Genomic DNA, 22,461 nt, shown 5'->3' with positions numbered 1-22,461 from the left:
TCAACAGCCGAAAAAAATCTCAATCCTTGGGCCGCGCATGCGCCGCCAATCGCTCCAGCGCTGCCCGCAGGTTGGGGTCGCTGATGCCATCGGCCGTGGCCTGGATGGTGGCGGCAGCGTCGGTAGACAGATCCAGCGTATGACCCTTGGCGCCGACTTGCACCGTGGGCGGCTGGACCTTGAACAGGATTCTCGTCAGGTTGGCGAACTCCTCGAATGCCTGCAATTGGCGCAACAGGCGCTTTTGCTGGTAGCGCAGGCGCGTGGCCCAGTGACCATCGGTGACGATCAGCAACAAACTGCCTTCCCGCCAGGACGCCACGTGACAATGCTCGCGCGCAGCGGGCTGTAGCTGGCTGTCGAGCAGGCGTTGCAAGTGCCCCAGGCGTCTGGCGTGGCCGAAGATGGCTTTCAGCGGCTTGGCTTCGCGCAGCAGAACGGCGGGCGCCTTGGCTGGAAGAGGGCGAAAGGCCATGGTTGATTACCGCAAGTGACAAAGGCGCCATGGTAGCAGAAAGCGCCGGATACGCCCGAGCCCTGCCGCCCGGAGGCTTTTACTCGCATAATCAATGAGTAACTTCTGCGTTTTGTGGGTTGAAGTTCGCGCAAAAGCCCTTATTTTAGGGAGGCCCCGTCACAGCGCTGTGCCAGCATCGTGGAATAACGCCACTTTCCTCTCCATCGTTTCCGGGTAGAATGCTCGTTCGCATGCGGCCATGAGGGCTGCACGGGCGACTCATGGGGCCGCCCTCCATCCCTTTAGTGTGGAAGATCCTGCCGATATGTTTGCGCCTTTGTTAAAGAAACTTTTTGGAAGCAAGAACGAGCGTGAAGTCAAACGCATGCTCAAGACGGTACAGATCGTCAATGCCTTCGAAGAGCAAATGGTGGCCCTTTCGGACGATCAGTTACGCGCCAAGACCGCCGAATTCAAGGACCGCATCGCCAAGGGCGAGACCCTTGACCAGATCCTGCCCGAAGCTTTCGCGGTCTGCCGTGAAGCCGGCAAGCGGGTCATGGGCATGCGCCACTTCGACGTCCAGTTGATCGGCGGCATGACCTTGCATGAAGGCAAGATCGCCGAAATGCGCACAGGTGAAGGCAAGACCCTGGTGGCGACCCTGGCGGTATATCTCAACGCACTGTCCGGCAAGGGCGTGCACGTGGTGACGGTCAACGACTACCTGGCCCGCCGCGACGCCAACTGGATGCGCCCGCTCTATGAATTCCTCGGCCTGACGGTCGGCGTGGTCACGCCGTTCCAGCCGCCGGAAGAGAAGCGCGCCGCCTACGCCTCGGACATCACCTACGGCACCAACAACGAATTCGGTTTCGACTACCTGCGCGACAACATGGCGTTCAGCATGGAAGAAAAATTCCAGCGCGAACTCAACTTTGCCGTGATCGACGAAGTCGACTCCATCCTCATCGACGAAGCCCGTACGCCGCTGATCATTTCCGGCCAGGCCGAAGACAGCTCCAAGCTGTACATCGAGATCAACAAGCTGATCCCGCAGCTCCAGCTGCACGTCGAGGAAGTCGAAGGCGAAGTGACCCAGCCCGGCCACTACACCGTCGACGAGAAGACCCGCCAGGTCGAGCTCAACGAATCCGGCCACCAGTTCATCGAAGAGATGTTGACCCGCGTCGGCCTGCTGGCTGAAGGCGAAAGCCTCTACTCGGCCCATAACCTGGGCCTGCTGACCCACGTCTACGCCGGCCTGCGTGCCCACAAGCTGTTCCATCGCAACGTCGAATACATCGTCCAGGACGGCCAGGTCGTACTGGTCGACGAACACACCGGCCGCACCATGCCGGGCCGTCGCCTGTCCGAAGGCCTGCACCAGGCCATCGAAGCGAAGGAAGGCCTGAACATCCAGGCCGAGAGCCAGACCCTGGCCTCGACCACGTTCCAGAATTACTTCCGCCTGTACAACAAACTGTCCGGCATGACCGGTACCGCCGACACCGAAGCGTTCGAATTCCACCAGATCTACGGCCTGCAAGTGGTGGTGATTCCGCCGAACAAGCCGCTGGCGCGCAAGGACTACAACGACCTGGTGTTCCTGACCGCCGAAGAGAAATACGCGGCGATCATCAACGACATCAAGGAAGGCATGGCCCAGGGCCGTCCGATCCTGGTGGGTACCGCGACCATCGAGACCTCCGAGCACATGTCCGCCTTGCTCGCCAAGGAAGGTATCGAGCACAAGGTCCTCAATGCCAAGTTCCACGAGAAGGAAGCCGAGATTATCGCCCAGGCCGGTCGCCCGGGTGCGTTGACCATCGCCACCAACATGGCCGGCCGTGGTACCGACATCCTGCTGGGCGGCAACTGGGAAGTCGAAGTGGCTTCGCTGGAAAACCCGACCCCCGAGCAGATCGCGCAAATCAAGGCCGACTGGCAGAAGCGTCACCAGCAGGTGCTCGAATCCGGTGGCTTGCAGGTGATCGCGTCCGAGCGTCACGAATCGCGCCGTATCGACAACCAGCTGCGTGGCCGTGCCGGTCGCCAGGGCGACGCCGGCTCCAGCCGCTTCTACCTGTCCCTGGAAGACAGCCTGATGCGCATCTTCGCCTCTGACCGGGTGAAGAACTTCATGAAGGCCCTGGGCATGCAGCCGGGCGAGGCGATCGAGCACCGCATGGTGACCAACGCCATCGAGAAGGCTCAGCGCAAGGTCGAGGGCCGCAACTTCGACATCCGCAAGCAGTTGCTGGAGTTCGACGACGTCAACAACGAGCAGCGCAAAGTGATCTATCACATGCGCAACAGCCTGTTGGCCGCCGACGACATTGGCGAAACCATCGCCGATTTCCGCCGCGAAGTGCTCGACGCCACTGTCAGCGCACACATTCCGCCGCAGTCGCTGCCGGAGCAGTGGGACGTTGCTGGTCTGGAAGCCTCCCTGCGCAGTGATTTCGGCGTGTCGTTGCCGATCCAGCAGTGGCTCGACGAGGACGATCACCTCTACGAAGAAACGCTGCGCGAGAAACTTCTGACCGAACTGATCGCCGCGTACAACGAGAAAGAAGACCAGGCCGGCGCCGAAGCGCTGCGCTCATTCGAGAAGCAGATCGTGCTGCGGGTGCTGGACGACCTGTGGAAAGACCATCTGTCGACCATGGATCACCTGCGCCACGGTATCCACTTGCGTGGCTACGCGCAGAAGAATCCGAAGCAGGAATACAAGCGCGAGTCTTACACGCTGTTCTCCGAGCTGCTGGATTCGATCAAGCGCGACTCGATCCGGGTCCTGTCCCACGTTCAGGTTCGCCGCGAAGATCCGGTCGAAGAAGAAGCCCGCCTGCGCCAGGAGGCCGAAGCCCTGGCCGCGCGCATGCAGTTCGAGCACGCCGAAGCTCCGGGCCTGGAAGTGGTCCAGGCGATGGAAGAGGGCGTCGATGTGGACGTGGCCCTGGCCACCGCACCGGTACGCAACGAGCAGAAACTGGGCCGAAACGAGCTGTGCTATTGCGGCTCGGGCAAGAAATACAAGCATTGCCACGGGCAGATCCAATAACCCCCCGTTTCAACGCTGAAGCACCCGCGCCGCGACCGGATTCTATCCGTCGCGGCGTTTTGCCATTTTTAATCGCCGTCTCGATGAGGACGGCGTCGATAGACATCTCATTTAGGAGCGCATTCATGGCTGTTGGTCTTGGTCCGTTGCCAACGTTGCACCCGGTTGCCGGTTTTGAACTTGGTATCGCCTCGGCGGGCATCAAGCGTCCCGGGCGCAAGGATGTGGTGGTCATGCGTTGCGCCGAGGGCTCGACGGTGGCCGGCGTGTTTACGCTCAATGCGTTTTGCGCCGCGCCGGTGATCCTGGCCAAGCAACGCGTGCAAGGGCCGGTGCGTTACCTGCTGACCAACACCGGTAACGCCAACGCCGGCACCGGCGCGCCTGGCCTGGCCGCCGCTGAGCGCACCTGCGCCAGGCTGGCTGAACTGACCGGTGTCGACGCCAGCCAGGTGCTGCCGTACTCCACGGGTGTGATCGGCGAACCGCTGCCGGTCGAAAAAATCGAAGGCGCGCTGCAAGCCGCCCTTGATGACCTCTCGGAAAACAACTGGGCCGCGGCCGCCACCGGCATCATGACCACCGACACCCTGCCCAAGGGCGCGAGCCGCCAGTTCCAGCACGACGGTGTGACCGTGACCGTGACCGGCATCAGCAAAGGCGCCGGCATGATCCGCCCGAACATGGCGACCATGCTCGGCTACATCGCCACCGACGCCAAGGTCTCCCGCCAGGTGCTGCAGGACCTGATGCTCGACGGCGCCAACAAGTCCTTCAATCGCATCACCATCGACGGCGACACCTCGACCAACGACTGCTGCATGCTGATCGCCACCGGCAAGGCCAACCTGCCGGAGATCACCGAAGCCAGCGGTCCGCTGTTCGCGGCGCTGAAACAGGCGGTATTCGAGGTGTGCATGGAAGTGGCCCAGGCCATCGTCCGCGACGGCGAAGGCGCGACCAAGTTCGTTACGGTACAGGTCAACGGTGGTAGTAATCACCAGGAATGCCTGGACGTCGGTTATACCGTGGCGCATTCGCCGCTGATCAAGACCGCACTGTTTGCTTCCGACCCGAACTGGGGTCGTATTCTCGCCGCTGTCGGCCGTGCCGGCGTGCCTGAGCTGGACGTGAGCAAGATCGATGTCTTCCTCGGTGAGGTCTGCATCGCCAGCCAGGGCGCCCGGGCGACGACCTACACCGAGGCGCAGGGCGCGGCGGTGATGCAGCAGGAGGAAATCACCATCCGCATCGAGCTGGGGCGTGGCGATTGCAGCGAAACGATCTGGACCACCGATCTGTCCCACGAGTACGTCAAGATCAACGCTGAGTATCGGACTTAAAACCGAGTCGTTCCATTCGCGAGCAGGCTCGCTCCCACAGGGATTCTGTGAACGCCACAGATTCACTGTGGGAGCGAGCCTGCTCGCGAAGACGGCAGTACAAACACCCCCAGAACCACAAGAAAGGAATCCAAATGAGCCTGCACCTGATCATCGGCGATAAACGAGCTTCTTCCTGGTCCCTGCGGGGCGCGCTGGCCCTGTCGTTGACCGGCGCGAACTACACCGAAGAACTGGTCAGGCTCGGCCAGCCCGATACCCGCGAAAAACTGCTGAAGTATTCGGCCACGGCCAAGGTCCCGCTGCTCAAGACCGAGTTCGGCGTGATCGCCGACTCCCTGGCCATTGCCGAGTACCTGGCCGAGCAGTTTCCCGAGGCCGGTCTCTGGCCCAAGGATGTAGCGGCACGGGCCCAGGCTCGTTCGGCCTGTGCGCAGATGCACAGTGGTTTCTTTGCCATCCGCACCCACATGCCGTTCGACCTGGGCCGCGATGCGCCGTTGTCACCGATTCCGGCGGATGTGCAGGCGGAAATCCAGCGGATGTTGGCGTTGTGGGCAGAGTGCCGCGCGGCGGCTACCGAAGCCGGTCCCTACCTGTTTGGTACCCTGAGCCTGGCTGACGTATTTTTTGCGCCGATTGCCGTGCGCTTGCGCACCTACCAGGTGGAACTGCCGGAAGTCGACGCGGCCTATGTTGAAACCCTTTATCAATGGCCGGCCTTCAAAGCATGGCAACAGGCTGGCCTGGAGGAAATCGCCCGGTGAAACGCGTACATGTAGCGGCGGCAGTCATTCGAGACGCCGCCGGCAAGATCCTGATTGCTCGCCGGGCCGATTCCCAGCACCAGGGCGGTTTGTGGGAATTCCCGGGGGGCAAGGTCGAGGCCAATGAGTCGGTCGAAGCGGCCCTGGCCCGCGAGCTTCTCGAAGAGTTGGGCATTGTCGTCAGCGCTGCCCGGCCACTGATCAAGGTGCGCCACGATTATCCGGACAAGCAGGTGTTGCTGGATGTCTGGGAAGTCTCGGCGTTCAGCGGCGAGCCCCATGGCGCCGAAGGCCAGCCGCTTGCCTGGGTGACGGCCCGTGAATTGACGAACTACGAGTTTCCAGCGGCCAATCAGCCGATCGTCGCGGCGGCCCGTTTGCCGGGCGAGTACCTGATCACCCCTGAAGGCCTTGAAACGCCCGCCTTGCTGCGTGGCATTCAAAAGGCTGTTGTTGGCGGGATCAAGCTGCTGCAACTGCGCGCGCCCAGCGGTTACGACCCGCAATACCGTGACCTGGCAGTGGACGCGGTGGGGCTGTGTGCCGGCAAGGCGCAATTGATGCTCAAGGGCCCGTTCGAATGGCTGGGTGATTTTCCGTCTGCCGGCTGGCATATCACCGCCGCGCAACTGCGCAAGCATGCGGCGGCGGGTCGGCCGTTCGGCACCGATCGCTGGCTGGCGGCCTCGTGCCACAACGCCGAGGAACTCTCCCTGGCTCAGCAGATGGGCGTGGATTTCGTGACGTTGTCACCCGTGCAACCGACCCAGACCCACCCCGATGCGCAGCCATTGGGGTGGGAAGAGGCTGCGCGACTGATCGAGGGGTTCGACAGGCCGGTGTATCTGTTGGGCGGGGTAGGCCCCGATCAGCGGCAGAAAGCCTGGGAGGCCGGGGCGCAAGGGGTGGCGGGGATTCGGGCGTTCTGGCCTGACGCCTGATGCTGCGGTGTGGCTGCTGGCCTCTTCGCGAGCAGGCTCGCTCCCACGGGAGGCTTGAGCGCCGAAAATCCAGTGTGGGAGCGAGCCTGCTCGCGAAGAGGCCCTGATAGACGCCTATGCTTCAACTCCCCGGCTTTGCCGCCGCCTCCCAAAGCACTTCCGCCACACCCTGGCGCCGGGCGATGACCCGCGCCGCCACGAACAGCAGGTCCGACAACCGATTGATATACGCCAGCCCCGGCCCGGCCAGTGGTTCCACCGCGTTCAGTTGCTGGCAACGGCGCTCGGCGCTGCGGGCCAGGCTGCGGCACACATGGGCCTGGGCGATCAGGGTCGAGCCGCCGGGCAGGATGAAATTCTCGAGCGGCCCCAACTCTTCATTCCACACATCGATGGCCGCTTCCAGGCGCGCCACTTCTGCATCGTTCAGGGCCTGATAGGTCGGCATCGCCAGCTCGCCGCCCAGGTCGAACAGCCGATGCTGACAAGGCGTCAGCACCTCGGTTACTTCCTTCAACGCCGGGTACCGTTGCGTTTCGACGGCAAGCCCGGCCAGCAACAAGCCCAGTTGGCTGTTCAGCGTATCCACTTCGCCGATGGCCTCGATTCGCGGATGATCCTTCGCCACCCGGCGACCATCCCCCAGTCCGGTTTCACCTTTGTCCCCGGTGCGGGTGTAAATCTTCGACAGACGAAAACCCATGTTCAGCGCTCCACTTGCTTGTGTTCTTGCGCCACCATCGAAGTGCCCGCCAGCGGCAGGCGTAGGGTGAAGCAAGTGCCTTGGCCCGGCGCTGATTGCACTTCCATCTGGCCCTTGTGGTTGTTGGTGATGATGAAATACGACACCGACAATCCGAGCCCGGTGCCCTGGCCGATCTCCTTGGTGGTGAAGAAAGGCTCGAAGGTACGCTTGCGCACGTTCTCGCTCATGCCGATGCCGTTGTCCTCGACCTGGATTTCCGCCCACGGCGGATTCAGCCGTGTACGCAGGATGATACGGCCGGGCTCGCTGTCGTCCTGGCGTTGATGGATGGCCTGGGCGGCGTTTTTCAGCAGGTTGAGCAATACCTGCTCCAGTTCGTTGGCGGTGCCTGGCACCGGGCCGAGGTTCGGGTCGAACTGGCGGATGATCGCCTGGCCCTTGAAGTCGAAACCGATCGCCAGGTCGAAGTCGTTACCGGCAATTTCCACGGCCTGGTCGATCAGTGCAGGCAGGTCGCAAGGCGCCATCTGCCTTGTGCTGCGGCGGCTGAAGCTGAGCATGTGGGTGACGATTTTCGCTGCCCGGGCGCCGGCCTGCTGGATGCCATCGAGCAACTGCGGGATCTCCCGGCTTTCCAGATAACGGTTGACCACCGGTAAATCGATCCCCAACTGCTCGGCCTGCTCAAGGTTCTTCGGCAATTCCGCAGACAGGCGTCGGCGAATATTCTGCACGTTGTGCAGGATCGCCCCCAGCGGATTGTTGATCTCATGGGCCATGCCCGCCGCGAGGCCGCCTACCGAGAGCATTTTTTCCGATTGCACCATCATTTCCTCCAGCGACAGGCGCTGGGTGATGTCATCGATGCGGATCACCACGCCGCGCCCGGCACCGCCCATCAAAGGATAAAAAGTCAGGGCGTAATGCCGGGCTTCATCGTCCTTGGTCCAGGTGACGCGCTCGATCTTGGCCACTGTGTGTTGTTCCACCGTCTGCTTGAGCTGCGGCAGGTACGGCTTGAGCGGCTCGAAGGCGAGGAAGATCGGCTGGTTCAGCGCCTCGTCCAGCCGGGTGCCGGAAAGGGCGCTGGCCTCCTGGTTCCATTGCGTGACATAGAGCTGCTCGTCGAGGGCGATCAGCGCCGATGGCATGGAGTCGATGATGCTGTTGAGGTAGTTCTGGAAGCCGGTGAGTTTTTTCTCGATCTTGCTGCGGACCTGGACTTCCAGCTCCAGCTTGCGGTTGGTGTGACGGGTTTCTTCCGCCAGGCCCTGGGCCTGGTCGTAGGCGGCCTGGGAATCGTCCCGCGCGCGCTTGAGCTGCTGTTCCCGGGCTTCGATCCGCGAGAGCATGGTGTTGAACGCTTCGGCCAGGCTGCCGATTTCGTCGTGGTTGCCCCGGGCGGCGCGCAGGGAATAGTTTTCTTCGCGGGTGACCTGGCGCGACAACTCTTCGAGTTGATGGATCGGCTGGGTGATCAGCCGCTTGATCTGCTGGGCAATGACCAGCCACAACAGCACGCTGAAAATCAGGATGCCCAGGCTGGCGGTCAGGGTGCCGGTGTAGAACGCAGTGGGCAGTTCGCTGCTGGCCACCAGCAGGAGATGGCCGGGCGCCCTGCCGGGGCGGGGCAGGGTAATGACCTGGTTGCTGCGAAACTCCCCGGCCTGCCAGGCCTGCATGTTACGGAAATGCTCCGGCAACTTGAGCTTCTCGCCCTGTTGCAACTGGGCCAGGCGTACGCCGTCACCGTCATACAGTGCCGCTGCCCGCAGCGGCGCATAGCTGTTGAGTTCATCGAGCAGACGCTTGGCGCTTTGCGGCGATTGCAATGCGTCGGAGATCAGGCTCGGGTTGGCTACCAGTCGACCGATGGTCTGCAAGGCCTGGGGCGCCATGCTTTCCTGGGAAATGTAATAGGCCGCGCTGATGAAGGTCAGGTTGGCCACCAGCAGAACCGTGGTCAACAGTACCAACAGGGCCGCCAGCAGTTTCTGGCCGACCGGGAGATTTTCAAGGCGCTGGCGCAATGGCATCTGACTCGTCGCTGAAAGGGAACACGAGGGCCAGCGTAGCCGCTGCTCAGTCGCTGGGCAATCCGAGGTTGTCCAAGTGGGCAATCAGGCGCTGGCGCATCTGTTCAAGATGCGGCACCGCCACGTCATGGCGCCGCGCGACGGCGCAGGCATGGCCGAGCAGATAGCTGATTTCGGTACGTCGCCGGTTGGCAACGTCCTGGTACATGGAGGAATAGTTGGCGGCTGTGGCCTGGATCACCCGTTCCACCTCCGATTGTAAGTCCTCGGCCGCCGTCGGCTGGCCGCAGCGTTCGAGCAGATCGGCGAGCTCCGCGCACAAGGTCGCCACTTCGCAGCGGTGTTCCTGCAAGCCGCCGTTTTTGCACTGATGCAGTACCGTCAATGGGTTGATTGCACAGTTGAGCGCCAGTTTGCGCCACAGGCGGGTGAGGATGTCGGCGCTCCATTCGTGGGGAATGCCGGCCATGCCCAGGTCATCCAGCCAGACCGGCGCCACCGGCTGGGCGGGGTCGCCCAGCCAGGTGTAGCCGTGGCCGGCGAACACCACGCGCCAGTCACCGTCGCGAAACGCGCCTTCGGTGCTGGAGGCGCTGATACAGCGGGCCTGGGGGACGCGGTTCGCCACGGCGTCCTGGCTGCCGAGGCCGTTCTGCAGCAGGATCAGTTCGCTCTCGCCATCCAGGCGATGGGCGACCGAAGCCACAGCCGCCTCCGCGTCATAGGCCTTGCAGGCCAGCAGCAAGCGTTTTATCGGTTCGAGGCCCTGCGCGGTTTCGCCTGGCACCGGGTAACACTGCGCCTGGCCTTGTTCCACCAGTGTCAGCCCTCCGGCCTCCCGGTAAGCCTGCAGCCGCTGTTCATTGCGCAACACCAGCCTCACCGGCAGGCCGGCCCGGGCCAGGCGCGTCGCCCACAAGGTGCCGAGGCTGCCGGCGCCCAGGACGTGCCAGGTGGTGGACATCAGTTTTTTACTCGGTTTGGCGCAGGCATCTGAGGCGCTCGCGGTAACGACGGGAAAAGACCCGTTATAATGAGCCCGATTTCAACCACAAGCCAAGTGCGCGCCTTTGTCATGAGCGCGCCTTTTTATTTGGAGAACACTACATGCCGTCATTCGACGTGGTATCCGAACTGGACAAGCACGAAGTCACCAACGCCGTTGAAAACGCCGTCAAGGAACTCGACCGTCGGTATGACCTCAAGGGCAAGGGCAGTTTCGAGTTCAAGGAAAAGGACCTGACCGTCAACCTGACCGCCGAGGCCGATTTCCAGCTCGAGGCGATGATCGAGATCCTCAAGCTGGCGCTGGTCAAGCGCAAGATCGACGTGCAATGCCTTGAAGTCAAGGACGCCTATGCCTCCGGCAAGCTGATGAAGCAGGAAGCCGTGCTCAAGGAAGGCATCGACAAGGAACTGGCCAAGAAAATCGTCGCTCATATCAAGGACGCCAAGCTCAAGGTCCAGGCCGCCATCCAGGGCGAGCAGGTGCGCGTCACCGGCAAGAAGCGTGACGACCTGCAAGAAGCCATCGCCGCGCTGCGGGGCAAGGAATTCGGCATGCCGCTGCAGTTCAACAACTTCCGCGACTGACCCCTCGGTTATAGGGAAACACTGTGGCGAGGGAGCTTGCTCCCGCTGGGCTGCGTAGCGGCCCCTTTGGTGGGTGCTGCGCCCCCAAACGGAAGCAAGCCCCCTCGCCACAAATGCCGCGCACAACAGGAACAAAGGAGAATTAGATGGACTTGAACGCTGAAGTAGACCACCTGGTCAAGGCCTCCCAGGCCTGGATACCGATGATCATGGAGTACGGCAGCCGCGTGTTGCTGGCAATTGTCACCCTGGCAATCGGCTGGTGGCTGATCAACAAGGTCACCCAGAAGCTCGGGGCGCTGCTGGCCCTGCGTAACGCCGACCTCGCGCTGCAAGGGTTTATCAGTACCCTGGCAAACATCATTCTGAAGATCCTGCTGATCGTCAGCGTCGCCTCGATGATTGGTGTGGAAACCACGTCCTTCGTCGCGGCCATCGGTGCGGCAGGCCTGGCGATTGGCCTGGCCTTGCAAGGCAGCCTGGCGAACTTCGCCGGCGGCGTGCTGATCCTGCTCTTTCGTCCGTTTCGCATCGGAGACTGGATCGAGGCCCAAGGCGTAGCCGGAACGGTCGACAGCATCCAGATCTTCCACACGGTCCTGCGTACCGGTGACAACAAGACGGTCATCGTGCCCAACGGCAATCTGTCGAACGGCATCATTACCAACACCAATCGCCAGCCGACCCGCAAAGTGGTGTTCGACGTGGGCGTGGATTACCAGGCTGACCTGCAAAAGGCCCGGGAAGTGTTACTGGAATTGGCCAAGGATGAACGGGTGTTGACCGATCCTGCACCTGAGGCGGTGATTTCTACCTTGGGCGACAGCTCGATCACTGTTTCGCTGCGCATCTGGGTGAAGACGGCGGACTACTGGAACGTGATGTTCATGCTCAATGAACAGGCGCGCGACCGCTTGAAAGATGCCGGTATCGATATTCCGTTTCCGCAGCGTGTGATCCGGGTGGTTCAGGAATCTGCATCGGTCTGACCGATTTGATTTGCCGGTCAAGCTTCAGCGCAATAAAAAAGGCCCATCCGAAGATGGGCCTTTTTTTGATTACCGCAAACTGACTTTCGGCAATTACAGAACCGAAATCGGGTAGTCGACGATCAGGCGGAACTCTTTGATGTCGCCTTCAGTTTCGTCGGTGTTGGCGTGGTGCCAGGCTTGACGAACGCGGAAGGAAAGATCTTTGGCCGGGCCAGACTGAACAACGTACTTGGCTTCGAAGTTGGTTTCGTTATGTTTGCCATCTTCACCATAACCCAAAGCGGCGTATGGGCTGCTGGCGTCCACTTTGGTACCGTCGATGTCCCAACCTTTGACGTAACGGGTCATGAAGCTCAGACCAGGAATACCGTACTCAGCCATCTTGATGTCGTAACGGATCTGGGCAGATTTCTCGTTAGGCGCGTTGAAGTCGGAGTATTGGATGGAGTTGGCAAGGAAGATCGAGTCGCCGCCGCGGTTGGTGGAACCGAAATGGCCACCTACACCGATGTAGTCGAACGGTGTATCACCGTTGATTTTCTGGAAGGCAACGGTGACGGTGTGAGCTTTCAGGAACGAGAAAGCAGCTGCCAGGGAGAACGCCGTGTTGCTGATGTCACCAGCTTTGGCGCTGCCGGTGTCGGTGGTACGGTAGATGTTACCGTCCAGGTTCAGCGACTGATCACCGCCCATTGGGATGGTGTAGTTCAGGTTGGCGTAGTACTGGTTCCAGATATCTTCCAGCTGGGCGCCGTACAACGATGCACTCAGGTTTTCGCTGATAGCGTATTTGCCGCCAGCGTAGTCGATGGAGTTGGCTTCCACTCCGGCATAGGTTGCCCACAGGCCGCCGTCACGAGCGTTTTTGTCCTGGCTGGTGGACGAGTAGAAGTGACCTGCTTCAAGGTCAAGGTCTTTGATCTCGCTGCTTTGCAGTTGGAAACCGCTGGCAGTTTGAGGCAGGACGCGGGAACCACCGACGGCGAACACTGGAGCAGTGCTTGGCTGCTGGTCACCGATTTTCAGCTCGGTCTTGGAGACGCGGAACTTGATGGCTGCGCCGGCTTTGCCTTGGCTGTCGTTGACATCACCGTCGCCAGGGACGTCGCGGCTCATGTTGCCAGTGCCGCCGGTACCGTCGCCACCGTCCAGTTTGACAGCCAGGTAACCGAATGCATCAACACCGACGCCTACGGTACCTTGGGTGTAGCCGGAGCTGAGATTGCCCCAGATACCCTGAGTCCAGTCTTTCTGGTCGGTGCTACCGTCTTTGCGGTCACGGTTGAAGTAATAGTTACGCAGCAGCAAATCGAACTTGGCGTCTTCAACAAAGCCTTTGGCTTCAGACTGGTCACTTACGAAAGGTGCGGCCGTAGCCATTTGAGTACTGGCTGCTGCAGCAACGGCCAGTGCGATCATGCTCCACTTCATCACGCGCATCGTGATTTGCTCCTTTGGTTTTAAGAGTACTGCCGTCCCACCTGTTTTTTTATCTGGGCGGCTCTTTCTTTTTGTGTCGGCGCAAACTTATATCACGCCGACATTCTTTGGCGACACTTGCCCATTCAACCTTTCAGCTTCTTTACGACCATGTCGCCAATGGCTCGATCCATGTCGCATTTCAGCTGAACCGAGGCGTCCGAACTGACAACTTCAGAGTTGTTCTATTGGGTTCGCCATCGGTGTAAAGAGTCCCTGATTGCTACGCTTGATGCTCCTGAGGGCAGCCTTGCCACTTTAATTTTCGAGCCTGCAGGTTTCGCTTCCGGCGATACCCTGTAGACGATGTTGGGATGAATGCAACAAGCATGCACAAATCCGGTTTTCTTTTACATTTTTTTCACATTTTAGCTGCGGTTGCGGTGAAACCTCATGAAACCGGGCTCCAAAGGCCTTGTTTTAAATGGGGTTGACTGCTGGACAGCTGCCATGTTTGAAGCGGGTAAACCGCGCCGGACAACCAAAAACGTTACCGGTTCACCCCTTCAGTGGGTAAAACGCGGATGCTTCGTGCACAGAGCGTAGACGCATTGTGCTGTTTTGGTGCAAAAAATCTTCCAGCTGTACGAAAACCGCACAGGGCTTGTGTCTACTCAGCTCGAGGTGCGCCGTTAAAGTACCGGTGCGCGCTATTGGTGCGCAAAGACGGTGCGCAGTGAACGTTCCGGCATTCACAGGTATGCTGGCCCCCTGTGCTCGGGCGGGCCTGCGGGCTGCCAGCTCGATCGCAATCGATTAATGAGCGAGGAGTACGCGCGGTGTTTGCCCTAGATCCACGACTGCAACAAGACACATTGCCTATCGGCGATTTCCCGCTGTGCCGTTTGCTGTTATCCAATGATTCCAATTACCCGTGGTTCATCCTCGTGCCGCGCCGGGAAAATATCAGTGAATTGTTTCAATTGGATGACGCCGATCAACAACAGTTGTGGAAAGAAACCACGGCACTGGCTGAAACCCTCAAGGACTCGTTCGATGCGGACAAATTGAATGTTGCAACCTTGGGTAACGTTGTCAGTCAATTGCACATGCATGTGATCGTGCGCAAGCGAGAGGATGCCGCATGGCCTGCGCCGGTGTGGGGCAAGCATCCGGCACAGCCTTATGATGCCGAGCAGGTCAGCGTCATTCGTGAACGCTTGCGAGCGGTCCTGACCGATGATTTCAAGTTCCTGGAGGGCTGAACCATGAACCTTGAAGAGCGTGTAACCGACCTTGAAAGCCGCCTGGCGTTTCAGGACGACACCATCCAGGCATTAAACGACGTGCTGGTGGAGCAGCAGCGAGTTGTCGAACGTCTGCAGCTGCAGATGGCGGCGTTGCTCAAGCGTCAGGAGGAAATGGCCGGCCAGTTCGAATCCTTTGAAGAAGAAGCGCCGCCACCGCATTACTGACCGGGGCCGAACGGCAGGCAATAAAAAACCGCGAGCAGCCTGGCTGCATCGCGGTTTTTTTACGCCTGGATCAGCGGCGCGGCAGCGCGGCGATCACATCTTCGGCCTGCAGGCCTTTGTCACGGTGCATGACGGAAAACTCCACGCGCTGGCCTTCGACCAGGACGCGATGGCCTTCGCCACGAATGGCCCGGAAATGCACAAAAATGTCATCGCCGGAGTCGCGGGAGATGAAACCGAACCCCTTGGAGGTGTTGAACCACTTCACGGTACCGGTATCACGGTTGGACATGTCGTAGTTCTGCGGCGCGGCGGCCGGCGACGACTTCTTGTAGAAGCTGACGGCCAGGTGCAGCAACACAGCGAGCAACGCGGCGGCCAGGCTGGAAAGAATGGCGGGTTGGCCGCCGATTTCCGGCATGGGCGCCAGCAGGGTCAGTGTTTGCAGGGCGACGGCCAGCACCAGCAGGGCGCTGACAAGGTTTTGCAGTTGATGACGTGGACCTTTGTTCCAGTAAGGGATGACGGGTGCCAGGGTCAGGTTGAGCAGGCCGAAAAAGGCCAGGTACAGCGCGTCGGGATGTTGCAGGTAAGGTGTGGCTTCGGAACCCAGGCTAGGGATGAAGGACAGCAGCAGGGCAGCTGCGCCCATTAGCAAGTGGACGATTTTCAACATTTTGATTGGCTCACGGTTAAGACAGATCACAAGGAAGAGCTGGTCGGGGACGGTTCGCTCCAGAACAATGAGAGGCGTAGGAACACGTACCCGAATCAGCCTATGCGCGACGCCCGGAAAAATAGGCGTAGCGACACACTGCCTATTTAACAGCAAAGCCCCGGCCTTCTCAAACTCGTTACGGGCCCGTGACACGCTGTTCGTCGGCCGAAAAGCGCCGGCGGGGCGCTTGAAGATGGCCGGCAAAGGAGCTTGAATTTTCCCCTGCGCCGGAACCCTCCGCCATCCCGGCTTGTCGGTTCAGGAGGGCTGGCGATTAGTCGCAGGCTACAGATGGCGACACCCGCTAGAGTGCAATGGCCGCTGTCGAATTCATCACCGTCAGGAGATCAAACACATGGCAATTGATATCGGTATCAGCGAAGAAGATCGCAAGTCCATCGTCGACGGGCTTTCGCGCCTGTTGTCGGACACCTACGTGCTTTACCTCAAGACCCATAATTTCCATTGGAACGTCACCGGGCCGATGTTCCGCACCCTGCACTTGATGTTCGAGGAACAGTACAACGAGCTGGCGCTGGCGGTGGACCTGATCGCCGAGCGAATCCGTGCCCTGGGCTTTCCGGCGCCGGGTGCCTACTCCGTGTATGCGCGCCTGTCTTCCATCAAGGAGGAGGAAGGCGTGCCTGGCGCCGAGGACATGATCCGGCAACTGGTCGAAGGCCAGGAGGCGGTGACACGTACCGCCCGCGGCATCTTTCCTTTATTGGACAAGGTCAGCGACGAGCCGACCGCCGACCTGCTGACCCAGCGCATGCAGGTTCATGAAAAAACCGCCTGGATGCTGCGTTCGCTGCTGGACGAGCGGTAATCCGCAATCGGGTGATGGTGCCGCCATTGGCATCATCGCCTGCGGTCCGGGGTAGGACGGAGTCATTCGTCCTCGGGCTACTGTTGTCATCTCCTACGCTGATGGGCAAAAAGTCATCTGGAGCTTGGGCTCGAGTTGAGCTTCCATAGAGCCACAGGCCGCTTGGCCTGACTGAGGCTCGTATGGCAAAGGAGTGTCAACGGTATGATTCAAGGAAAAGCACCCAGGGGCGGTGCAGGCGGGCGTCTCAAGCCCGTCAGCATCGACCCGTTCGTCAGGGGGTTCGATATGCAACTGGCCCGGCCCCTGGCCCGCTCCATCCGGCTTAACGGGTTCGCCACCTGTTTACGCCTTGAGCAAGTCTATTGGGATATTCTCGGCGATATGGCCCAGCTCAACAGTTGCTCCGTCAGTACCTTGCTCTCCCATGTGGATCGGGAGGTGCAGTTGCGTCACGGCGGCGTGCGCAATTTCAGCGGGCTGGTGCGTGTTGTCTGCGTGGTGCACAGCCTGAAGGATATGGGCACCGATCATCGCGAGGCCTAGCCCTCTCACCGCCTGTGCGGTCTTACGGCTGCACAGGCCGCATTTAATGGATATAATCCCGCTCTTTGCCGCAAAGCCCGGGTTTTGCGTGAATAACCTGATTGCCGAGACAACCCCCATGCCGATGTACGACTATCAATGTGCTTCCTGTGGTCATCAGATGGAAGCCATTCAAAAAATCAGCGCGGCACCGCTGGTCGATTGCCCTGCCTGCCAGGCGCCGGAGCTGAAAAAGATGCTGTCCATGCCAGGTTTCCGCCTCGGCGGCACCGGCTGGTATGAAACCGACTTCAAGACCGGTGCCAAGAAGAACCTGGCCGGTGGCGACAAGGCTGACTGAGTTGAACACGCGCGGGTTCTTGCACGGGCAGGGCCTCCAACCGAATTTCGAATTACGAGAAGTGAAACCACTACCATGATGCGCAGCCATTATTGCGGCCAACTGAACGAAAGCCTGGAAGGTCAGGAAGTTACTCTTTGCGGATGGGTTCATCGTCGCCGTGACCATGGCGGGGTGATTTTCCTCGATATCCGTGATCGTGAAGGCCTGGCCCAGGTAGTGTTCGACCCCGACCGCGCGGAAACCTTCGCCACCGCCGACCGCGTGCGCAGCGAATACGTGGTCAAGATCACCGGCAAGGTGCGCCTGCGTCCGGCCGGCGCCGGCAACGCCAACATGGCGTCCGGCATGATCGAAGTGCTCGGCTACGAGCTGGAAGTGCTGAACGAAGCGGAAACCCCGCCGTTCCCACTCAACGAATATTCCGACGTAGGCGAGGAAACCCGCCTGCGCTATCGTTTCATCGACCTGCGTCGCCCGGAAATGGCCGAGAAGCTGCGCCTGCGTTCGCGCATGACCACCAGCATCCGTCGTTACCTGGACGAGAACGGCTTCCTCGACGTCGAGACGCCGATCCTGACCCGTGCCACGCCGGAAGGCGCCCGCGACTACCTGGTGCCGAGCCGTACCCACCCCGGCAGTTTCTTCGCCTTGCCGCAATCGCCACAATTGTTCAAGCAGTTGCTGATGGTGGCCGGGTTCGACCGCTACTACCAGATCGCCAAGTGCTTCCGCGATGAAGACCTGCGTGCCGATCGGCAGCCTGAGTTCACCCAGATCGACATCGAGACCAGCTTCCTCGATGAAAAAGACATCATGGGCCTGACCGAGGGCATGATCCGCAACCTGTTCCGGGAAGTGCTGGGTCTTGAGTTCGGCGAGTTCCCGCACATGACCTTCGAAGAGGCCATGCGTCGCTACGGTTCCGACAAGCCTGACCTGCGCAACCCGCTGGAACTGGTGGACGTCGCGGACCAGCTCAAGGAAGTCGAATTCAAGGTCTTCAGTGGTCCGGCCAACGATCCGAAATGCCGTATCGCCGCCCTGCGTGTTCCAGGCGGCGCCAGCATGCCGCGCAAGCAGATCGACGATTACACCAAGTTCGTCGGCATCTACGGTGCCAAGGGCCTGGCATACATCAAGGTCAACGAGCGCGCCGCCGGTATCGACGGCCTGCAGTCGCCGATCGTCAAGAACATCCCGGAAGCCAACCTCAACGTGATCCTCGATCGCGTGGGCGCGGTCGATGGCGACATCGTGTTCTTTGGCGCCGACAAGGCCAAGATTGTCAGCGAAGCCCTGGGCGCGCTGCGCATCAAGCTGGGTCACGACCTGAAACTGCTGACTTGCGAGTGGGCGCCGATGTGGGTCGTCGACTTCCCGATGTTCGAGGAAAACGACGACGGCAGCTTCTCTGCCTTGCACCACCCGTTCACCGCGCCGAAGTGCTCGCCTGAAGAGTTGGAGGCCAACCCGGCCGGCGCATTGTCCCGTGCCTACGACATGGTCCTCAACGGCACCGAGCTGGGCGGCGGTTCGATCCGTATCCATCGCAAGGAAATGCAACAGGCAGTGTTCCGTCTGCTGGGTATCAGCGAAGCCGAGCAGGAAGAGAAGTTCGGCTTCCTGCTGGACGCTTTGAAGTACGGTGCGCCGCCCCACGGTGGCCTGGCCTTCGGCCTGGATCGCCTGGTGATGCTGATGACCGGCGCCCAGTCGATCCGCGAAGTGATCGCATTCCCGAAAACCCAGAGCGCGGCCGATGTCATGACCCAGGCTCCGGGCGTGGTGGATGCCAAGGCGCTGCGCGAGTTGCATATCCGTTTGCGCGAACAGCCAAAGGCTGAGTAAGGCCGGCACCTGAAGGCGCATCTTCGGATGCGCCTTTTCATTGGGGTCGACATTTCCGATTGCTGGCTGCCGCGCAAGCGGGGCGGGCAATGTTTCAAAGAAAAACCGGAGCGAGTTATGGCAGGTCATTCCAAGTGGGCGAACATCAAGCACCGCAAAGAACGTCAGGATGCCAAGAGGGGCAAGATCTTTACCAAGTGGATCCGTGAGCTGACGGTCGCGGCCCGCCAGGGTGGCGGCGATCCAGGTTCCAATCCGCGCTTGCGCCTCGCCTTGGACAAGGCGCTGGGCGCGAACATGAGCCGCGACATCATCGACCGGGCCATTGCCCGTGGCGCGGGTGCCACCGAGGCCGACAACGTCGAGGAGCTGACCTATGAAGGCTACGGCCCGGGTGGCGTGGCGGTCATGGTCGAGTGCATGACCGACAACCGCAACCGCACCGCTGCGGCCGTGCGCCATGCGTTCAGCAAATGCGGTGGCAACCTGGGGACCGACGGTTCGGTGGCTTATCTGTTCGAGCGCAAGGGGCAGATCAGCTTCGCGCCAGGCATCGATGAAGATGCGCTGACCGAAGCGGCGCTGGAAGCCGATGCCGATGACGTGGTCAGCCACGAAGACGGTTCGTTCGACGTGTTCACCTCGTTCGCCAGCTTCTATGCCGTGCGTAATGCCCTTGAAGCTGCCGGTTTCAAACCGGTCGACGCGGAAATCGTCATGCAGCCGACCACCAGTGCCGAACTCGACCTGGAAGGCGCCGAGAAGGTGCTCAAGCTGATCGACATGCTTGAAGACCTGGACGATGTGCAGAACGTTTATTCCAACGCCGATATTCCGGAGTCGGTGGCTGAGCAACTGGGCTGATGGTCTTTATCGAATAGCATGAGTGCCAGGGTGGGAGCGAGCCTGCTCGCGAATGCGGTGTGTCGGCCGACCTTGATGTCGGATGTGACGGCCTCTTCGCGAGCAGGCTCGCTCCCACAGGTCCAGTTAGCCCCCTTCAAACCGCAGGCGTTATGACTTTAATCCTTGGTATCGACCCCGGTTCGCGCATCACCGGCTACGGCGTGGTTCGCGATACCGGGCGTGGCTGCGTGTACGTTGCTTCCGGCTGTATCCGCACCGGTGCGGGCGAGTTGCACGAGCGCTTGCAGATCGTTTATCGCGGCGTGCGCGAAGTCATCCAGACCTACGGCCCGGTGACCATGGGCATCGAAAAGGTCTTCATGGCCCGCAACGCCGATTCCGCCCTGAAGCTGGGGCAGGCCCGCGGCGCGGCCATTGTGGCCGGCGCCGAGGAAAACCTGGAGATCGCCGAATACACCGCGACCCAGGTCAAGCAGGCCGTGGTAGGCACCGGCGCGGCAAACAAGGAACAGGTGCAGATGATGGTGATGCACCTGTTGAAACTGGTCAGCAAGCCGCAGATCGACGCCTCCGACGCCCTGGCCATCGCCATTTGCCATGCGCATACCCGTTCCAGCCTGCTGCCTCACGGACTGGGAAGCGCACGCAGTCGTGGCGGGCGCCTGCGTCTCTGATAGCATCAGCGCATTCATTCATCAGCCCATGCAAGTTGCGCCTGTGTCGTCGGCCTTCCTGCCTGGGCTGTTATTCGCCAGCCAGCGGGCTGGTCAACGCCCAAGGATCTGAAACGTGATTGGACGCTTGCGCGGCACCCTGGCTGAAAAACAGCCGCCGCACCTGATTCTGGATGTAAACGGCCTCGGTTATGAGCTGGAAGTGCCCATGACCACCCTGTATCGCTTGCCGTCGGTCGGTGAGCCGCTGACGCTGCACACTCATCTGGTCGTGCGTGAAGATGCCCAGTTACTCTATGGTTTCTTCGCCAAGCGCGAGCGGGATTTCTTTCGCGAGCTGATCCGGCTCAATGGCGTCGGCCCGAAGCTGGCGCTGGCCTTGATGTCCAGCCTGGAAGTCGATGAACTGATTCGTTGCGTGCAGTCCCAGGACACCTCGGCCCTGACCAAGGTGCCGGGAGTCGGCAAGAAAACCGCCGAGCGCCTGTTGGTCGAGCTCAAGGATCGCTTCAAGGCCTGGGAAACGGTGCCGGCAATGTTCGCCCTGGTGCCGAACCAGCCGGATGCGCCGATGCCGGCGGTCAGCGCTGAAAACGATGCGGTCACCGCGCTGATTTCCCTGGGCTACAAGCCGCAGGAAGCCAGCAAGGCGATCTCCGCGATCAAGGAAAAAGGCTTGAGTACCGAAGACATGATTCGCCGCGCCCTGAAGGGAATGATTTAAGTGATTGAAGCCGATCGTCTGATCGCCGCCACGGGCGCGCCCCGTGACCGCGAGGAAATCCAGGACCGTGCGATTCGTCCCGTCAGCCTCGCCGATTATATTGGCCAGCCGACCGTGCGCGAGCAGATGGAGCTGTTCATCCAGGCGGCACGCGGGCGCAGCGAGTCGCTCGACCATACACTTATCTTCGGCCCGCCTGGCCTGGGCAAGACCACCCTGGCCAATATCATTGCCCAGGAAATGGGCGTGTCGATCAAGAGCACGTCCGGCCCGGTTCTCGAACGGCCGGGTGACCTGGCGGCGCTGCTGACCAATCTTGAGCCGCACGATGTGCTGTTCATCGACGAAATCCACCGGCTGTCGCCGATCGTCGAGGAAGTGCTATACCCGGCCATGGAAGATTTCCAGCTCGACATCATGATCGGCGAAGGGCCGGCGGCGCGCTCCATCAAGCTGGACCTGCCGCCCTTTACCCTGGTGGGCGCCACCACCCGCGCCGGGATGCTGACCAACCCGCTGCGGGACCGTTTTGGTATCGTCCAGCGTCTGGAGTTCTACAACAACGCTGACCTGGCGACGATTGTCAGCCGTTCGGCGGGCATCCTCGGGTTGCCGCTGGACCTGGACGGCGCTTATGAAATTGCTCGTCGGGCGCGGGGTACGCCGCGGATCGCCAACCGCCTGCTGCGCCGGGTGCGGGATTTTGCCGAAGTCCGGGCCAAGGGCCACATCACCAAGCCGATCGCCGACCTGGCCTTGAACCTGCTGGACATCGACGAGCGCGGCTTCGACCACCAGGACCGGCGCCTGCTGCTGACCATGATCGAGAAATTCGACGGTGGCCCGGTGGGCGTGGACAGCCTGGCGGCCGCCATCAGCGAAGAACGCCACACCATCGAAGACGTGCTGGAACCGTACCTGATCCAGCAGGGCTATATCATGCGCACGCCTCGCGGACGCGTGGTGACCCGTCATGCTTATCTGCACTTCGGCTTAAACATCCCGACACGAATGGGTGAGATGCCGGTGGTAGACGAATTTCTCGATGCGGTGGACGATTGAACCCGCTCTGTATCCCGACTTTTTTCCGCTTCGTGCTGTCCCAGACCACGCCTG

The 22,461-nt window shown here is 60.8% G+C and carries 22 protein-coding genes; 16 read left to right on the top strand and 6 right to left on the bottom strand.

The window, feature by feature from the left end:
• Window positions 1-19 precede the first annotated feature (19 nt).
• Window positions 20-475: a DUF721 domain-containing protein gene (locus J3P94_RS22010; protein ID WP_053124648.1), complete on the bottom strand. Its 456-nt coding sequence runs from the start codon at window positions 473-475 to the stop codon at window positions 20-22.
• Between the two features lie 307 nt (window positions 476-782).
• Between J3P94_RS22010 and secA the strand changes: the two genes are divergently transcribed.
• From secA to J3P94_RS21990, 4 genes are all read left to right on the top strand, one after another.
• Window positions 783-3,524: a preprotein translocase subunit SecA gene (gene secA / locus J3P94_RS22005; protein WP_305496429.1), complete on the top strand. Its 2,742-nt coding sequence runs from the start codon at window positions 783-785 to the stop codon at window positions 3,522-3,524.
• Between the two features lie 125 nt (window positions 3,525-3,649).
• Window positions 3,650-4,867 carry a bifunctional glutamate N-acetyltransferase/amino-acid acetyltransferase ArgJ gene (gene argJ / locus J3P94_RS22000; protein ID WP_434569639.1) on the top strand — a complete coding sequence of 406 codons (1,218 nt, stop codon included), beginning with the start codon at window positions 3,650-3,652 and terminating at the stop codon, window positions 4,865-4,867.
• 134 nt (window positions 4,868-5,001) lie between these two features.
• Window positions 5,002-5,634: a glutathione S-transferase family protein gene (locus J3P94_RS21995; protein ID WP_434569638.1), complete on the top strand. Its 633-nt coding sequence runs from the start codon at window positions 5,002-5,004 to the stop codon at window positions 5,632-5,634.
• The gene (locus J3P94_RS21990) at window positions 5,631-6,575 is read left to right on the top strand and encodes a Nudix family hydrolase (RefSeq protein WP_434569637.1); all 945 of its coding nucleotides are present in this window, start codon (window positions 5,631-5,633) and stop codon (window positions 6,573-6,575) included. The genes J3P94_RS21995 and J3P94_RS21990 overlap by 4 nt, the downstream gene beginning before the upstream one ends.
• A gap of 121 nt (window positions 6,576-6,696) precedes the next feature.
• Here the strand turns inward: J3P94_RS21990 and J3P94_RS21985 are convergent, their stop codons facing one another.
• Genes J3P94_RS21985 through J3P94_RS21975 form a run of 3 tightly spaced genes read right to left on the bottom strand, consistent with a single transcriptional unit; the run spans window position 6,697 to window position 10,281 of the window.
• A complete protein-coding gene (locus J3P94_RS21985) occupies window positions 6,697-7,278 on the bottom strand; it encodes a cob(I)yrinic acid a,c-diamide adenosyltransferase (RefSeq protein WP_434569636.1) in 582 nt (193 codons plus the stop codon).
• A 2-nt stretch (window positions 7,279-7,280) separates the two neighbouring features.
• A complete protein-coding gene (locus J3P94_RS21980) occupies window positions 7,281-9,317 on the bottom strand; it encodes a sensor histidine kinase (protein ID WP_434569635.1) in 2,037 nt (678 codons plus the stop codon).
• Between the two features lie 46 nt (window positions 9,318-9,363).
• Window positions 9,364-10,281 carry a putative 2-dehydropantoate 2-reductase gene (locus J3P94_RS21975; RefSeq protein WP_434569634.1) on the bottom strand — a complete coding sequence of 306 codons (918 nt, stop codon included), beginning with the start codon at window positions 10,279-10,281 and terminating at the stop codon, window positions 9,364-9,366.
• A 143-nt stretch (window positions 10,282-10,424) separates the two neighbouring features.
• Between J3P94_RS21975 and J3P94_RS21970 the strand changes: the two genes are divergently transcribed.
• Together J3P94_RS21970 and J3P94_RS21965 are read left to right on the top strand one after the other, a co-directional pair.
• Window positions 10,425-10,910 carry a YajQ family cyclic di-GMP-binding protein gene (locus tag J3P94_RS21970; RefSeq protein ID WP_003205057.1) on the top strand — a complete coding sequence of 162 codons (486 nt, stop codon included), beginning with the start codon at window positions 10,425-10,427 and terminating at the stop codon, window positions 10,908-10,910.
• A gap of 146 nt (window positions 10,911-11,056) precedes the next feature.
• Window positions 11,057-11,899, top strand: coding sequence for a mechanosensitive ion channel family protein (locus J3P94_RS21965; RefSeq protein ID WP_434569633.1), 843 nt, complete (start codon window positions 11,057-11,059; stop codon window positions 11,897-11,899).
• 93 nt (window positions 11,900-11,992) lie between these two features.
• Here J3P94_RS21965 and J3P94_RS21960 read toward each other — a convergent pair whose 3' ends face one another.
• Window positions 11,993-13,342 (bottom strand): OprD family porin, encoded by a 1,350-nt coding sequence (locus J3P94_RS21960; protein ID WP_434569632.1) that lies wholly within the window; start codon window positions 13,340-13,342, stop codon window positions 11,993-11,995.
• A gap of 818 nt (window positions 13,343-14,160) precedes the next feature.
• On the opposite strand from J3P94_RS21960, the gene J3P94_RS21955 reads away from it, so the two are divergent.
• Both J3P94_RS21955 and J3P94_RS21950 read left to right on the top strand, forming a co-directional pair.
• Entirely contained in the window at window positions 14,161-14,586 is a 426-nt protein-coding gene (locus tag J3P94_RS21955; RefSeq protein WP_434569631.1) for an HIT family protein, read from the top strand.
• Between the two features lie 3 nt (window positions 14,587-14,589).
• A complete protein-coding gene (locus J3P94_RS21950) occupies window positions 14,590-14,796 on the top strand; it encodes a SlyX family protein (protein ID WP_217861372.1) in 207 nt (68 codons plus the stop codon).
• A gap of 70 nt (window positions 14,797-14,866) precedes the next feature.
• Here the strand turns inward: J3P94_RS21950 and J3P94_RS21945 are convergent, their stop codons facing one another.
• Window positions 14,867-15,472 (bottom strand): cold-shock protein, encoded by a 606-nt coding sequence (locus J3P94_RS21945; RefSeq protein WP_186611670.1) that lies wholly within the window; start codon window positions 15,470-15,472, stop codon window positions 14,867-14,869.
• A 397-nt stretch (window positions 15,473-15,869) separates the two neighbouring features.
• Here J3P94_RS21945 and J3P94_RS21940 point away from each other — a divergent pair, with 397 nt between their 5' ends.
• From J3P94_RS21940 to ruvB, 8 genes are all read left to right on the top strand, one after another.
• On the top strand, window positions 15,870-16,343 hold the full coding sequence (locus J3P94_RS21940) for a Dps family protein (protein ID WP_305496408.1): 474 nt from the start codon (window positions 15,870-15,872) through the stop codon (window positions 16,341-16,343).
• A gap of 204 nt (window positions 16,344-16,547) precedes the next feature.
• On the top strand, window positions 16,548-16,889 hold the full coding sequence (locus J3P94_RS21935; protein ID WP_434569630.1) for a ribbon-helix-helix domain-containing protein: 342 nt from the start codon (window positions 16,548-16,550) through the stop codon (window positions 16,887-16,889).
• Window positions 16,890-17,007: 118 nt separating this feature from the next.
• Entirely contained in the window at window positions 17,008-17,229 is a 222-nt protein-coding gene (locus tag J3P94_RS21930) for an FmdB family zinc ribbon protein (RefSeq protein ID WP_003178589.1), read from the top strand.
• A gap of 75 nt (window positions 17,230-17,304) precedes the next feature.
• On the top strand, window positions 17,305-19,080 hold the full coding sequence (gene aspS, locus J3P94_RS21925; RefSeq protein ID WP_305496406.1) for an aspartate--tRNA ligase: 1,776 nt from the start codon (window positions 17,305-17,307) through the stop codon (window positions 19,078-19,080).
• Window positions 19,081-19,197: 117 nt separating this feature from the next.
• On the top strand, window positions 19,198-19,944 hold the full coding sequence (locus J3P94_RS21920; protein WP_305496404.1) for a YebC/PmpR family DNA-binding transcriptional regulator: 747 nt from the start codon (window positions 19,198-19,200) through the stop codon (window positions 19,942-19,944).
• A 152-nt stretch (window positions 19,945-20,096) separates the two neighbouring features.
• Window positions 20,097-20,621 (top strand): crossover junction endodeoxyribonuclease RuvC, encoded by a 525-nt coding sequence (gene ruvC, locus J3P94_RS21915; RefSeq protein ID WP_305496403.1) that lies wholly within the window; start codon window positions 20,097-20,099, stop codon window positions 20,619-20,621.
• A gap of 115 nt (window positions 20,622-20,736) precedes the next feature.
• A complete protein-coding gene (gene ruvA / locus J3P94_RS21910) occupies window positions 20,737-21,345 on the top strand; it encodes a Holliday junction branch migration protein RuvA (RefSeq protein ID WP_434569629.1) in 609 nt (202 codons plus the stop codon).
• On the top strand, window positions 21,346-22,407 hold the full coding sequence (ruvB, locus tag J3P94_RS21905) for a Holliday junction branch migration DNA helicase RuvB (protein WP_434569628.1): 1,062 nt from the start codon (window positions 21,346-21,348) through the stop codon (window positions 22,405-22,407).
• Window positions 22,408-22,461 lie beyond the last annotated feature (54 nt).

This window comes from Pseudomonas sp. Z3-8 (assembly GCF_051131975.1).
Lineage (GTDB): Bacteria > Pseudomonadota > Gammaproteobacteria > Pseudomonadales > Pseudomonadaceae > Aquipseudomonas.
Note: the sequence above shows the minus strand (reverse complement) of the source record. Positions and strands in the feature narration are given on the sequence as shown.

Bases quoted from the DNA above. Each gene is read 5' to 3' on its own strand.
- J3P94_RS21965 (WP_434569633.1), top strand. From the start codon at position 11,057: ATGGACTTGAACGCTGAAGTAGACCACCTGGTCAAGGCCTCCCAGGCC.
- J3P94_RS21950 (WP_217861372.1), top strand. From the start codon at position 14,590: ATGAACCTTGAAGAGCGTGTAACCGACCTTGAAAGCCGCCTGGCGTTT.
- J3P94_RS21980 (WP_434569635.1), bottom strand. From the start codon at position 9,317: ATGCCATTGCGCCAGCGCCTTGAAAATCTCCCGGTCGGCCAGAAACTG.
- J3P94_RS21940 (WP_305496408.1), top strand. From the start codon at position 15,870: ATGGCAATTGATATCGGTATCAGCGAAGAAGATCGCAAGTCCATCGTC.
- aspS (WP_305496406.1), top strand. From the start codon at position 17,305: ATGATGCGCAGCCATTATTGCGGCCAACTGAACGAAAGCCTGGAAGGT.
- J3P94_RS21935 (WP_434569630.1), top strand. From the start codon at position 16,548: ATGATTCAAGGAAAAGCACCCAGGGGCGGTGCAGGCGGGCGTCTCAAG.
- J3P94_RS21985 (WP_434569636.1), bottom strand. From the start codon at position 7,278: ATGGGTTTTCGTCTGTCGAAGATTTACACCCGCACCGGGGACAAAGGT.
- J3P94_RS21945 (WP_186611670.1), bottom strand. From the start codon at position 15,472: ATGTTGAAAATCGTCCACTTGCTAATGGGCGCAGCTGCCCTGCTGCTG.
- J3P94_RS21930 (WP_003178589.1), top strand. From the start codon at position 17,008: ATGCCGATGTACGACTATCAATGTGCTTCCTGTGGTCATCAGATGGAA.
- secA (WP_305496429.1), top strand. From the start codon at position 783: ATGTTTGCGCCTTTGTTAAAGAAACTTTTTGGAAGCAAGAACGAGCGT.
- J3P94_RS21995 (WP_434569638.1), top strand. From the start codon at position 5,002: ATGAGCCTGCACCTGATCATCGGCGATAAACGAGCTTCTTCCTGGTCC.
- J3P94_RS21970 (WP_003205057.1), top strand. From the start codon at position 10,425: ATGCCGTCATTCGACGTGGTATCCGAACTGGACAAGCACGAAGTCACC.
- J3P94_RS21975 (WP_434569634.1), bottom strand. From the start codon at position 10,281: ATGTCCACCACCTGGCACGTCCTGGGCGCCGGCAGCCTCGGCACCTTG.
- J3P94_RS22010 (WP_053124648.1), bottom strand. From the start codon at position 475: ATGGCCTTTCGCCCTCTTCCAGCCAAGGCGCCCGCCGTTCTGCTGCGC.
- argJ (WP_434569639.1), top strand. From the start codon at position 3,650: ATGGCTGTTGGTCTTGGTCCGTTGCCAACGTTGCACCCGGTTGCCGGT.
- J3P94_RS21920 (WP_305496404.1), top strand. From the start codon at position 19,198: ATGGCAGGTCATTCCAAGTGGGCGAACATCAAGCACCGCAAAGAACGT.
- ruvC (WP_305496403.1), top strand. From the start codon at position 20,097: ATGACTTTAATCCTTGGTATCGACCCCGGTTCGCGCATCACCGGCTAC.
- J3P94_RS21960 (WP_434569632.1), bottom strand. From the start codon at position 13,342: ATGCGCGTGATGAAGTGGAGCATGATCGCACTGGCCGTTGCTGCAGCA.